The sequence below is a fragment of the Sphingomonas faeni genome (genome assembly GCF_040407495.1).
In the GTDB taxonomy this organism is placed as follows: domain Bacteria; phylum Pseudomonadota; class Alphaproteobacteria; order Sphingomonadales; family Sphingomonadaceae; genus Sphingomonas; species Sphingomonas faeni_D.
In genome coordinates this window covers 1-12,010 of sequence record NZ_JAPZPP010000002.1, presented here as the reverse complement: position 1 = coordinate 12,010, position 12,010 = coordinate 1, and the positions used below count along the sequence as shown (strand labels likewise).

General features: G+C 64.9%; 11 protein-coding genes. 7 read left to right on the top strand and 4 right to left on the bottom strand.

What is annotated here, in order from left to right:
* Positions 1-66 precede the first annotated feature (66 nt).
* Positions 67-2,232 (bottom strand): TonB-dependent receptor, encoded by a 2,166-nt coding sequence (locus tag O6W96_RS04765; RefSeq protein ID WP_353468528.1) that lies wholly within the window; start codon positions 2,230-2,232, stop codon positions 67-69.
* Positions 2,233-2,398: 166 nt separating this feature from the next.
* Positions 2,399-3,187, bottom strand: coding sequence for an N-formylglutamate amidohydrolase (locus O6W96_RS04760; protein WP_353468527.1), 789 nt, complete (start codon positions 3,185-3,187; stop codon positions 2,399-2,401).
* On the opposite strand from O6W96_RS04760, the gene O6W96_RS04755 reads away from it, so the two are divergent.
* The 3 genes from O6W96_RS04755 (at position 3,186) to O6W96_RS04745 (ending at position 5,369) form a co-directional block, all read left to right on the top strand.
* The gene (locus O6W96_RS04755; protein WP_353468526.1) at positions 3,186-4,112 is read left to right on the top strand and encodes a transglutaminase family protein; all 927 of its coding nucleotides are present in this window, start codon (positions 3,186-3,188) and stop codon (positions 4,110-4,112) included. The genes O6W96_RS04760 and O6W96_RS04755 overlap by 2 nt on opposite strands.
* 14 nt (positions 4,113-4,126) lie before the next feature.
* A complete protein-coding gene (locus O6W96_RS04750) occupies positions 4,127-4,942 on the top strand; it encodes a transglutaminase-like domain-containing protein (RefSeq protein WP_353468525.1) in 816 nt (271 codons plus the stop codon).
* 91 nt (positions 4,943-5,033) lie between these two features.
* The gene (locus O6W96_RS04745) at positions 5,034-5,369 is read left to right on the top strand and encodes a hypothetical protein (protein ID WP_353468524.1); all 336 of its coding nucleotides are present in this window, start codon (positions 5,034-5,036) and stop codon (positions 5,367-5,369) included.
* A 47-nt stretch (positions 5,370-5,416) separates the two neighbouring features.
* Here O6W96_RS04745 and O6W96_RS04740 read toward each other — a convergent pair whose 3' ends face one another.
* A complete protein-coding gene (locus O6W96_RS04740) occupies positions 5,417-6,145 on the bottom strand; it encodes a Crp/Fnr family transcriptional regulator (protein WP_353468523.1) in 729 nt (242 codons plus the stop codon).
* 126 nt (positions 6,146-6,271) lie between these two features.
* On the bottom strand, positions 6,272-6,985 hold the full coding sequence (locus O6W96_RS04735; RefSeq protein WP_353468522.1) for an arylesterase: 714 nt from the start codon (positions 6,983-6,985) through the stop codon (positions 6,272-6,274).
* 25 nt (positions 6,986-7,010) lie between these two features.
* Here O6W96_RS04735 and O6W96_RS04730 point away from each other — a divergent pair, with 25 nt between their 5' ends.
* The 4 genes from O6W96_RS04730 to O6W96_RS04715 all read left to right on the top strand — a co-directional run bounded on the left by O6W96_RS04730 (position 7,011) and on the right by O6W96_RS04715 (position 11,846).
* Positions 7,011-7,709, top strand: coding sequence for an ABC transporter ATP-binding protein (locus O6W96_RS04730; RefSeq protein ID WP_353468521.1), 699 nt, complete (start codon positions 7,011-7,013; stop codon positions 7,707-7,709).
* Positions 7,706-10,204 (top strand): ABC transporter permease, encoded by a 2,499-nt coding sequence (locus O6W96_RS04725; protein WP_353468520.1) that lies wholly within the window; start codon positions 7,706-7,708, stop codon positions 10,202-10,204. The genes O6W96_RS04730 and O6W96_RS04725 overlap by 4 nt, the downstream gene beginning before the upstream one ends.
* Positions 10,205-10,311: 107 nt before the next feature.
* Complete coding sequence (locus tag O6W96_RS04720) at positions 10,312-11,457, top strand: YihY/virulence factor BrkB family protein (RefSeq protein ID WP_353468519.1); 1,146 nt, start codon at positions 10,312-10,314, stop codon at positions 11,455-11,457.
* Positions 11,457-11,846, top strand: coding sequence for a reverse transcriptase-like protein (locus O6W96_RS04715; RefSeq protein WP_133019152.1), 390 nt, complete (start codon positions 11,457-11,459; stop codon positions 11,844-11,846). The genes O6W96_RS04720 and O6W96_RS04715 overlap by 1 nt, the downstream gene beginning before the upstream one ends.
* Positions 11,847-12,010: the final 164 nt, after the last annotated feature.

The window sequence follows — 12,010 nt, the reverse complement described above, 5'->3', positions numbered from 1 at the left end:
CGCTCACCGCCCCCTCCATCTGGCAAGTGCCAGCCACCCCCCCCTGGGGGGGAGGATCGAAGGACTTTACAGCCCGAAGCGGAGCGTCGCGCGGAAGTCGCGACCTGCAAGCGGCGCGAAGTCCTTCAGGAAGCTGGTCGCGCGGCGTGCGTTCACGTCGAACAGATTGTTCGCGCTCAGCAACAGCGTCGTCTTCGAATCCTTGCCGAACGGGCTGAGGCCGATCGAGGCGTTGACCATCGTGTACTCGTTGGTCTTCGTCTCGAACGCGGCGATACGGTTCTGGTCGAACACGTGCTCGACCTCGACGCGGCCGTTGATCCGGTCGCCCTGCGCCTCGATACCGCCCAGCACGCGCATCGGCGGGATGCGTGGGACCGCGCCCTGGTCGACGATGTTCGCGTGGACGTAGTCGCCAAGCACGTCGGCGTTGACCGCATAACCGCCGATCTGTGCAACCTTCACCGATGCATCCGCCTCGAACCCATAATAGCGCGCGTCGGCCTGCTGATACTGGAAGCAGGGCAGGTCGACGGTGCGGCCCGAGGGATCGGCGGCAGCTTGGCAGACCGTCGACGCGACCTGGTTCTCCGAGATGTAGTTCGAGAACCAGTTGTAATAGGCCGACGCGTCGAAGCTGAAGCCGTCGCCATGCGCGTGCAGCGTGCCTTCTAGGCCCCACGACTTCTCCAACCGGAAGTTCGGATTGCCCAGTTCATACGCCTGCGTCCCGGCATGCGCGCCGTTCGCGAACAGCTCTTCGGCAGATGGCGCACGCTCGGTCCGCGAGCCGTTCAGGCCGACGCGGATGGTGTCGGTCAGCGCGTAGGAGGCGCCGAGCGAACCCGAGACCGAATGATAGCTCTGGCTGCCGCGGAAGAAGCGCAGGTCGTCCTCGGGCGTACGCGCGGCGAGATCGGTGATCTCGTAGCGGACGCCACCCTCGGCGTGGAACTTGCCCGATTCATACTGTTGCAGCGTGAACAGCCCGGTCTGGTTGGTCTCGTTCTTCGGCAGGAAGGCCTCGTCGCCGACCACGTTGAAGATGCGGTTGTAGAACTGCACGCCCGACGCGCCCTGCCAGCCCCCACGGTTCGCCTGAACGACTTCGAGACGACCTTCGAGGCCCTTGTTGTAGAAGGCGGTGCCGACCGAATTGTCCTCCTCTAGCTCGAAATGGCGATAGCTCGCCTGTCCGGCGCGGATGCGGATCTTGCTGATGACGTCGCCGCCGGTATCGATCTCGCCGCGCAGGTCGACGCGGTTCTGGACGACGTCGAGGCGGGGCGCCTCCTGTTCCTGGCCGGGTTGCGTGGCGTAGCGGATCGGCACTCCGTACAGGCTGTCATAGTGGCTGTACGAAATGCCGAGATTGCCGTTGTCGGTGATGATCGACGCGCCGGCGCCCGCGGTCCACGTCTCGGCCTGCGTGTTGGGCAGCTTGCCCTTCAACCGTGCCGATGCGGCATAGTCGATTGACTCGGCGTCGTTGGGATCAACGGGTGTGGTGGCCGCCGTCGCCAAGGCTTGTGCGCGGGCGTCGCGCGACAGGATGTAGCCGCCAGTGCGCAGGTCGCCCGACTTCAGGTATGAGCCGTCGGCGTGGAGCACGAGGTGCTGGCCGACCGCGACGTCGCCGGCCATCCCGCCAGAGCGCTCATTAGCGGCCGAGCCATAGTTGGCGATCCCGTTCACGCGGTAGCCGTTCTCCGGCACCGATCGCGGGATGCGCGTGTCGATGACGTTGACGACGCCGCCAACTGCCGATGTGCCGTACAGCAGTGCGCTGGGACCGCGGAGGATCTCGATGCGCTCGGCGAGCAGCGGGTCGATGATGACGGCGTGGTCGACCGAGGTGTTCGACACGTCGATCGAGCCGATCCCGTCGGTAAGTACGCGGATGCGGTCACCCTGGAAGCCGCGCAGGATGGGACGCGAGGCGCTCGGGCCGAACGACGATGCCGACACGCCGGGCTGGCGCGCCAGAGTCTCGCCGATCGACGGGCGCAGCTGGCGGGTGAGTTCCTGGCCGGTCAGGACGGTGGTGCCCTGCAAGACGTCGCGCTCGCTGGTCTGAATCGGCGCGGTGACGATGATGTCACGCTGGTTGGTAGATCCGGTCGATGCGGGGGCAGGGGCCGGCGTCGTGGGATCCGCAGCCACGGTCTGCGCGTGAGCCTGAGAAGCAAGGAGCGCAGCCAGGGCGGTAGCGCCGAACAGCATCGTCTTCATGAAATTCCCTTATCGTCGTCGGGGTATCGTCCCTGTACGACGTGTCGGGTAAATTTGATGATACATCATATCAAGTGACAATGTTGCCATGCATGCAGTTGGTCATCGCGCTGTTACCGCAATGCAACACAGGTCAAGGCTTGCGCAATAAGACGGGATCGCGCGATCAGACCAGCGCCTGCGCCGCGGGCAGCACCCGCGCAAGCCGCTCCGCCCATGCCGCACATCCCTCGCGCGACCCCAGCAGATCCTGTCGAACCTCGATCTCGGCATACAGCCGCCGCGCCGGATACGCATGACGCGGGATGGTGTAGTCGATCAGGTCCATCCGGTAGGGTTCGTTGTCGCCTACCGTCAGATCTGGCTCGTCGCGCAACACCGCGAGCAGCGCATGCGCGAGCGCGGTGTCGCCGCCATCGTGCAGGATGCCGATATGCCAGGGTCGCGCCTGATCCCGCAACGCGCCCTTCATCGCCGGCGTGAAGCTGTGCAGCGCGACCAGCACTGTCGTCATTCCCGCCGCATCGCGCCGCGCGATCTCCGCCGCGATCGCCTCCTGGTATGGCGTATGGATCTCCCGGAATCGGGCTGCGCGGTCGATCTCCCCAAGCCCGTCATTCCCCGGCACCACGGTCCCGTCGCTCACCTCGGCGATCAGATCCGGCTGGTTCGGGCTCCGGTTGCAGTCGATCACGAGCCGCGAATAGGTCTGGCGGACGAACACCGCGTCGAGCTTTTCCGCGAGCAGCGCCCCCAGTTCGCCGATGCCGATGTCCCAGCCGATATGCCGCGCCAGGTCCGCGTCGCTCAAGCCAAGCGACCCCAGGGCCTCCGGCACGGCATTTCCCGCATGATCGCCGATAAGCAGGAACGATGAGGCGCCTTTGGGGTTGACCAGCACGACCGGTGGGGCATCTTCGGTCCCAAGCAGCGTTTGGCTGGCAGTGCTGTTCATGCGACGTGGATCCTCGATGCCATCTCTAACGCTCTCTCATGTAACCAAATACTCGTATCGCCAACCGGTTGCGTTCGGCGACCACCGGATTATGGTCCGACCGCGCGAAAGCTACGACCAGCATTTGATCGACACGCGGTTGACGATCACGCCCGAGCCCTCCGACGTCCGCTGGCTGCACGACGTGTTCGGCAACGCCGTCGCGATCGCCACCTTCGACAAGCGTGCCAAGGACCTCGTGATCGACAGTCGCGTCCGGCTCGATCACACGCCCGCCGACCTCCAGAACGTCGATATCGAACGCTACGCGCGCTTCTATCCGTTCACCTATTCGTCGGAAGAAATGCCCGACCTGCTCCGCTCGATCGAGCGCCAGCATCACGATCCTCTGCGCGAGATCGACACCTGGGCGCGGCGGTTCGTTGCGCCGGGCGGGCAGACCGATACGCTTGCTATGCTCTCCGAGATGACTGCGGCGATCAAACGCGAGTTCACCTATTTCCAGCGTCCCGAAAAGGGCACGCAGTCGCCGATCGAGACGCTTGCTAGGCGCAAGGGCACCTGCCGCGACTATGCGATGCTGATGATCGAGGCGGTTCGCGCACTCGGCTTCGCGGCACGGTTCGTATCGGGCTATGTCTACAATCCGACACGTCGGGAACATCGCACCGGTGGCGGCAACACGCATGCTTGGGTCCGCGTCTATATCCCCGGCTCGGGCTGGGTCGAGTTCGATCCGACCAATGGCATCGTCGGCAATCGCGGTCTCGTCCGCGTCGCCGTCGCGCGCGACATCTACCAGGCGGTGCCCGTCTCCGGCACCTGGAGCGGCTTTCCGGGAAGCTTCCTCGACATGAGCGTTTCGGTCGACATCACCGTCGACGAGGATGATGCGGCTAACCAACAAACATCACTAACTGCTTGAACAGGGGGACATCGATGTTGATCCGGGCTGGCTATGACATTCGTTTCGAAACCGACGTCGAAACCCCGATGCTCGCAATGCTCAGCGTGCACCCGTCGCGTAACAAGGATCTCGTCACGCCGCACCGGATCGCTGCCGATCCCGACGTGCCGACCTATGATTATCTTGACGCGTTCGGCAACGTCTGCACGCGGTTCACGGTGCCGAGCGGCGGCCTGACCCTGTCCTGCAATTTTACGATCGAGGACAGCGGCCTGCCAGACCCAGTAGCCCCCGACGTGGTCCAGCACGCGGTCCAGGATCTTCCCGACGATATCCTGATCTACCTGCTCGGCAGTCGTTATTGCGAGACCGATCGCCTGTCGGAGACCGCCTGGTCGCTGTTCGGCCATGTCCCCGCCGGTTGGCAGCGCCTCCAGGCGATCGTCAACTTCACGCACAACCATGTCGAGTTCGGCTATCATTTTGCCCGCTCGACCAAGACCGCGTGGGACGTCTATCAGGAACGGCAGGGCGTCTGCCGCGATTTTGCGCATCTTGCCGTCACGTTGTGCCGCTGCATGAACATTCCCGCGCGCTATTGCACCGGCTATCTCGGCGACATCGGCATTCCGCCGGTCGACGCCGCAATGGACTTCTCCGCATGGTTCGACGTGTATCTGGGCGGCACATGGCACACGCTCGATGCACGCCATAATCGCCCGCGGATCGGCCGGATCTTGATGGCGCGCGGGCGCGACGCAACCGATACCGCGCTCACCACTAGCTTCGGCCCCGCGCGTCTGGTCGGCTTCGACGTTCACACCGACGAGGTCAGCACGGCGGCCTAAAACCCGCTATAGCGTCAAGTTAGCCCTTGTCGCCTGTGGCGCGTTCGGCCTAACGGCACCGATCCCCTTAACTTATGCTGCGATGCACAACATGACCTCGACCCCAGACCAGTCCACTCCGTCCAACGCAAACGCGCTGCTGTTGCAGGCGATCGCGCTGCGCCAGTGCATCACGGCCACATACAACCGGATGGTCTGCACGCTCGCGCCGCACATCCTCTACACAAAGCATGACGACGTGTTCGTCGATGCGATCACGCTCGAGCGCGACGGTCAGCCGCCCAAGGAGCTTAAGCTCGGCACATTCAAGCTGGCCGGTCTGAAGGATATCGAGGTCATCGATCGCCCGTTCGTCCCCGACGCGATCTTCAATCCCGGCGACATCAAATACGACCGCGTGACCCTGTTCGTCGTCGACCGCACCTGAAGCTGTACTAACGATCCCCCCGTGGCGGGAGAGGAGCGGAATTTTCCTCAAACCGCAGGCGGCAGCCACGCGGTCTCGATCTCGCCGTATCGATCGGTGAACCCGGTCGCGGCGACCAGCGCCGCTTCGTCGACGATCCGCACCCGCCGCCCGGTCCGCTCGATCACGCCGGTCTTTTCCAGAGCGCGAATCGTCCGGTTCACGTGAACCTTGGTCAGCCCCAGCGCATCGCCGATATCGGTCTGCGTGAGCGGCAGGTCGAACGAGTCGACGATCCCCCCCGCCGTGACCCGCAACCGCGCGATGATATCGAGCAATAGGGTCGACAGCCGCTCGCTCGCGCCCATACGCCCGATCGTCGTCAGCCGGTCGCTCATCGCGACGTTCTCGGCCGCGGCGATCGCATAGAGTAGCCCGGCAATCCGCGGCTGTGCGCGAAACAACAGTCCGAGTTCGGTCTTGGGCAAATCGATCACGATGCAGTCCGAGATCGCGGTGAGCGTCGCTGCCGCTTGCGACCATGCCATGCTCGACGTCCCGATCAGGTCGCCCGCATAATGAAACCGCAGGATCTGGCGCGCTCCGGTGACCAGCTTGGTCGACGAATGCAGCCATCCCTGGCGTACTACGTACAGCGCGTGGCTTTCACCGCCCTCCGCGACCAGGACATCGCCCGCGCGCAGACGCCGCTCGCCGCGTTCGGCGTGCAGGATCGCCTCACGTTCGGCGTCGGTGAGATCGAGATGTCGCCCCAGTCGTGCGATCAAACCGCTCAATTGCATCCTTAACCCTTTTCCCTGCTCGCGCGCCGTTCTTGCCGGTCGCGTAGCCAAATGATCGTGTCACGCGTCGTGGTTTGCACGATCCTTCGCGAGACTATCGATGGCGGCGATCCAGTGCCGTCATCCCGGCTGTCCTAACGCGTTTTCCAGCACGGGTGCAACGCGGGCCGCAATCCGGTCGACGCCTGTACGGTTGGGATGGACATGGTCTGCCTGCATCAACCCGGCGTTGCCGATAACGCCATCGAGGATGAAGGGGTACAATTTGGCATGATAGGATTTGGCCAAGTCGGTCCATATGTCGTTGAACTGGGCGGAATACTCCGGACCGAGATTGGGCGGCGCCATCATGCCGGTCAGCATTACCGGAATGCCGCGACGCTTCGCCTCGTCCATCATCGCCGTCATGTTGGCGCGCGTTTCAGCCGGCGAAATCTGGCGAAGAGCATCGTTGCCGCCAAGCCCGAGCAGGATGAGGTCTGGTTTGCGCTTCATGTTGTCAAACGCGAACGCGAACCGCTGCCGTCCCGCTGCGCTGGTGTCGCCCGAGACGCCGGCATTGACGATCGTCGCATTGATCCCGTCCTTGCGCAACCGGTTCTGCAGCGCATCGGGCAGGCTCTGACCGCGGTCGAGGCCGTAACCGGCATACAGGCTGTCCCCAAAGGCCAGGATCAGGCGCTCCGGACCCTGCGGCTCTGGGGTCGCGGCAACCGACGATACGGTGTTCGTCGCGGGCGGCGGGGCAGGGACTTCGGGTGTCCGATCGCATCCGGCCAGCAACCCTGCTTGGAGAAGCGCCAGTCCGCCCCCATAAAGAGGCCAGAATCGCATTTGTTTCTCCAAGATATTGGTCTCCATGTCCGAACCTGCTTCCGCCGATATGGTGATCTCGGCGCGCGATGTCACGCTGACACTCGGCGCATCGACTGCCGCGACGACAATCCTCAAGGGAATCGATCTCGACATCGCACAGGGCACCAGCGTCGCGCTGCTTGGGCCATCCGGATCGGGCAAGTCGTCGCTGATGGCGGTACTCTCCGGACTCGAGCGCGCGACGAGCGGCCAGGTTCAGGTGGCGGGGCTCGATTTCGGCACGCTCGACGAGGATGCTCTGGCGCGCGCGCGGCGTGGGCGGATCGGGATCGTCCTTCAGGCCTTCCACCTGCTCCCGACGATGACCGCACTTGAGAACGTCGCCGTGCCGATGGAACTGGCTGGGATGCCCGACGCGTTCGAGCGCGCGGAAGTCGAACTCGCCGCGGTCGGCCTCTCGCACCGGATCGGCCATTACCCCACGCAATTGTCCGGTGGCGAGCAGCAGCGCGTGGCGATCGCCCGCGCGCTCGGCCCGCGTCCGGCGCTCGTCTTCGGCGACGAACCGACCGGCAACCTCGACGCCGCCACCGGCGCCTCAGTCATGGACCTCCTTTTCGACCGCCGCGCCGCGACCGGTGCCACGCTGATCATCATCACCCACGATCCGGTACTCGCCGCGCGCTGCGACCGTATCGTCGAACTCGCCGACGGCCAGATCGCCGCGGATCGCTTGCGGTGAGCGAATGGCCACTGGCGTGGCGGCTTGCCCGTCGAGAACTCGATCTGCGGTTTCGCGGGCTGCGGCTTCTTCTGGCATGCCTGTTCCTTGGCGTCGGCGCGCTGGCCGCGATCGGCAGCCTAACGCAGTCGATCGACGGTGAGCTTGCGGCGCGGGGAAGTGCGATCCTAGGCGGCGACGTAGAGTTCGGCACGTCGCAGCGCGCCGCCACGCCTGACGAGCGTGCTGCGTTGGCGCGGCTCGGCACGGTGTCCGAGACCGTGCGGATGCAGGCGACCGCGATCCAGGGCACCAACAGCGTACCGGTCCAGCTCAAGGGCGTCGACGCGGTATATCCGCTTTACGGGACGCTGGCGTTACAGGGTGGATCGGTCGCGAAGGTCGACGATCCAAAGGCGATTTGGATTGTCCCGGCCTTGGCGCAAAGGCTCGGGGTCGGCCGCGGCGCGCACGTACGGCTCGGGATTGCCGATTTTACCGTCGCGGGCGTGATCGCGAACGAACCGGACCGGCTCGGCGAGGGCTTCACGCTCGGCCCTGTCGCGATCGTCTCGATGGCAGGCATCGCGCGCACCGGTCTCGTCCAGCCCGGCAGCCTGTACGAAAGCAAATACCGGGTTCGCCTTTCGCCCAACGCTTCGCCGACGACCGCGGTCGATCGGTTCAAGGCGGCATTCCCGACCGGCGGCTGGGAGACCAAGACGCGAGATCGCGCCGCGCCTGGCGCCGAACGCTTCGTCGATCGCATGGGCCAGTTCCTGCTGCTGGTGGGGCTGTCCGCGCTGGTTATCGCCGGCATCGGCGTCGGCAACGGCGTCTCGTCCTATCTTGCCGCCCGCCGCAGTAGTATCGCAGCCTTGAAGGTGCTCGGCGCGACGTCCGGCCTCATCGCCAAGATCTACCTTTTCGAAGTCGCGGTCGTGGCAACGATGGGTATCGTTGCCGGTCTGGTTGCAGGCGCCGCAGCGGTGCCACTGATCGTCTGGCTCGCGGGCGACGTCCTCCCGGTCGCGCCGCAATTCTCGCTCCAGTTCGCGCCGCTTGTGCTCGCCGCTGCGTACGGCATGCTGATCGCGCTAGCCTTCACCGCTCCACCGCTGATCGAGGCGGGCAGCATTCCCGCGGCGGGCCTGTTGCGCGGCGTGTTCGGCAATCGGTCCGTGCCATTGCGCCGGACCTTGCCCTGGGTACTCGGTGCAGGCGCCGCGATCGTCGCACTGGCGCTGTCGACCGCGGACCAGCCCGGCCTCAGCGCAGAATTCCTCGCGGCGGTGGCCGGCGTATTATTGGTGTTGGCAGGATTCGGCTGGGCCGTACGTCGGATCGCCGCGGCGCTTCCCCGCTCGCGCAAGCCGTTGCTGCGCCTCGCCATTGCCGGGCTCCACCGCCCTGGGGCGCGGACCGGCACTCTGGTCGTCGCACTCGGTCTCGGCCTGACGTTGTTCGTTCTGCTCGCCGGTATTCGCACCAGCATCGACGCGAACATCGCGCTCACCGTACCGAAGCGTGCGCCGGCGCTGTTCGCCTTGGACGTTCCACCCGACCGCGAGGCGGAGTTCCGGCGGACGATCGAAAGCGTGGCGATCCACCCGGTCATCCGCACCGTTCCCGCGATGCGCGGCACGATCACCGGCTACGGCACGACGCGCGTCTCCGATCTCAAGACGCTGCCCGATGGCGCATGGGCGTTGCGCGGCGAGCGCGGGCTGACCTACTCCGCGACCTTGCCTGAGGGTAGCGAACTCGCTGCCGGAAGGTGGTGGCCGCGAAACTATAAGGGGCCGCCGCTGGTCTCGATCGACGAGCGACTGGCCAAGGTGCTCGATCTCAAGATCGGCGATCCGCTCACCTACACCCTGCTTGGCGTCGAGCGGACCGCGCACATCGCGTCGTTCCGCCGGATCAACTGGGATACGCTCGGCTTCAATTTCGTGATGGTCTTCTCGCCCAACGCGATCGAGGACGCGCCGCATAATCTAGCGGCGACGATCGAGCTCGCACCGGGGCAGGAAGCGCCTGTCATGCGCGCATTGCTGCCGCGCTTTCCATCGGTCTCGGTGATCGAGGTTCGCGGCGTGCTGGGCCAGGTCCGCGATATCGTCTCACAGATGGCGACCGCGATCACCGCGGCGGCGTCGGTGGCGATCCTGGCCGGGATCGCGGTGCTGATCGGCGCGATCGCCGCGGCGCGGGAGGCGCGTACCTATGATGGCGTGATCCTGCGGACGCTCGGCGCGACCCGCCGGCAGGTGCTGGCGGTGCAGGCGCTCGAATACGCGTTCCTTAGTATCGTGCTGTCGGTACTCGCGTTGCTGCTCGGGCTCGGTGGAGCCTGGTATGTCGTGACGCAGCTCTTCAGCTTCGAGTGGCGCCCGGATTACGCGACGGTGTTGGCGACGTTGCTGGGCGGGGCGGGGCTGACGATGGTGATCGGGTTGATCGGTGCGTGGCCCATTCTCGGCGCGCGGCCCGCACAGGCTCTGCGGCAACTCTGAGGGTCCGTTTGCGTCCGTGCGGCGTTGGGCAGCAATATACCGAAGGGGGCAAGACGCTGAGCACGCACGAAACACCATCCGAGCATCAGGCCACCAGCCCCTGGTCGATGTCGGCACGCGAATGGTGGAAGGTCCTGAAGCGTACCTGGGCCGAAGGGAACGATGACAATATCGGTCTCATCGCAGCGGGTACCGCATTCTACGGGTTCGCCGCGATCGTTCCGCTGCTGGCATCGGTGGTACTGATCTACGGTCTAGTCGCCGACACCGCCACGGTGGTCGCGAACATCCGCGCGCTGTTCAACGTCCTCCCCGAAGATGCGGCAAGGGTAATCGGCGACCAGCTTGCGACCGTCGTCAATACGTCAGAGGGCAAGAAGGGTTTCGGCCTCCTCATCGCGCTGGGCATCGCCTTATACGGCGGCACGAAGGGCGCATCGTCGATCGTCACCGCTCTCAACATCGCCTATGAAGAGAAAGAAACCCGCGGGTTCATCGCGCTGAACCTGCTTGCCTTCGCGATCACCGGTGGTGCCGTGATGCTCGCCTTGGTCGCCGCCTTCTCGACCGCGGCGTTCGCGCTGCTCGATAGCCTGATACCCGGCGCGCCAGAGATCCTGCTTCTGGCGATCCGCCTCGTAAGTTACGGCGTGCTCGCTTCGCTGGGCGTTACGGCGGCGGCATGCTTGTATCGATTCGGCCCCAACCGTCACAAGGCGAAGTGGATCTGGTTGACCCCGGGCTCGCTGGCCGCAACCGTCATCTGGCTTGGTGCGACGATAGGGTTCGGCGTCTACGTGTCGCGCTTCGGAAATTACGGCGCAACCTATGGATCGCTGAGCGCGGTCATCGTGCTGCTGACGTGGCTATGGCTGTCGGCCTACGTCTTCCTGCTCGGCGCAGAACTGAATTCGGAACTTGAACATCAGACGACGCGCGATATGACGACCGGGACGCCGGCGCCGAGGGGTGGCCGAGGCGCGACCGTCGCTGACACGGTCGCGACCGACATCGAGCAGAGGCAAGTCATCCAGGCCGAGGAGCCGGACGGGGCAGCGGTCTTGGCCGTAGCCCATTTGGGTGGCGTGCATGCAGGCTTGCCCGCGTCGCTTCTGGCGCTGGGCGGTCTGCGGTCGATCCGTCGTGGTTCGCCAGTCGCTGGCCTTGGCATGATCGCGATCGGCGCAGCGCTGGCACACAGGAAGCGTAACCCATCGGGCAAAGCAATGGCGAAGGTGCGAGTGAAGGCCTGATGACATACGGGCAGTCGACCAAGCTGTTCTTCGATGGCGGATGCCGGCCAAACCCTGGCCCGATCGAATGTGCCGTCGTCCGCAAGGGCGTTACCCACTACCGGCACGATCTGGGTGAGGGCACAAACAGCGACGCCGAATGGCTAGCCGCGATCCATGCGTTGGAGATCGCTCAACTAGAAGGCGATCGCGACATCACGCTGCTAGGCGATTCTACCCTGGTCGTGACGCAAGCCAGCGGTAAGGCGCGGTGCCGTTCGGCAGACTTGGAAGTGCACCGTAGTAGGTTCGCGGCACTGGCCGAACGTTTTGACCGCGTCCGTATCCGGCATATCGGTCGAGCCCAGAACCTTGCCGGCATTGCGCTCGCCCGGCTGCATCCTCGCTAAGGTCGACGGAGGGCTTGCTCAGGCGCGCGACACTGGTTTTTCCAAAAACTGACCTCAAACTGTAAAAAAGCGTTTGACGGGTTTGTGAGGCGGCCCTAGAGGGGTGTCACCGCAGCGGACGGCCTCAACGGTCTGGACGCAGTGGTCGCAAAAAACCAGATGCT

Bases quoted from the DNA above. Each gene is read 5' to 3' on its own strand.
- O6W96_RS04765 (WP_353468528.1), bottom strand. From the start codon at position 2,232: ATGAAGACGATGCTGTTCGGCGCTACCGCCCTGGCTGCGCTCCTTGCT.
- O6W96_RS04755 (WP_353468526.1), top strand. From the start codon at position 3,186: ATGCGACGTGGATCCTCGATGCCATCTCTAACGCTCTCTCATGTAACC.
- O6W96_RS04760 (WP_353468527.1), bottom strand. From the start codon at position 3,187: ATGAACAGCACTGCCAGCCAAACGCTGCTTGGGACCGAAGATGCCCCA.
- O6W96_RS04750 (WP_353468525.1), top strand. From the start codon at position 4,127: ATGTTGATCCGGGCTGGCTATGACATTCGTTTCGAAACCGACGTCGAA.
- O6W96_RS04745 (WP_353468524.1), top strand. From the start codon at position 5,034: ATGACCTCGACCCCAGACCAGTCCACTCCGTCCAACGCAAACGCGCTG.
- O6W96_RS04735 (WP_353468522.1), bottom strand. From the start codon at position 6,985: ATGCGATTCTGGCCTCTTTATGGGGGCGGACTGGCGCTTCTCCAAGCA.
- O6W96_RS04730 (WP_353468521.1), top strand. From the start codon at position 7,011: ATGTCCGAACCTGCTTCCGCCGATATGGTGATCTCGGCGCGCGATGTC.
- O6W96_RS04720 (WP_353468519.1), top strand. From the start codon at position 10,312: ATGTCGGCACGCGAATGGTGGAAGGTCCTGAAGCGTACCTGGGCCGAA.
- O6W96_RS04715 (WP_133019152.1), top strand. From the start codon at position 11,457: ATGACATACGGGCAGTCGACCAAGCTGTTCTTCGATGGCGGATGCCGG.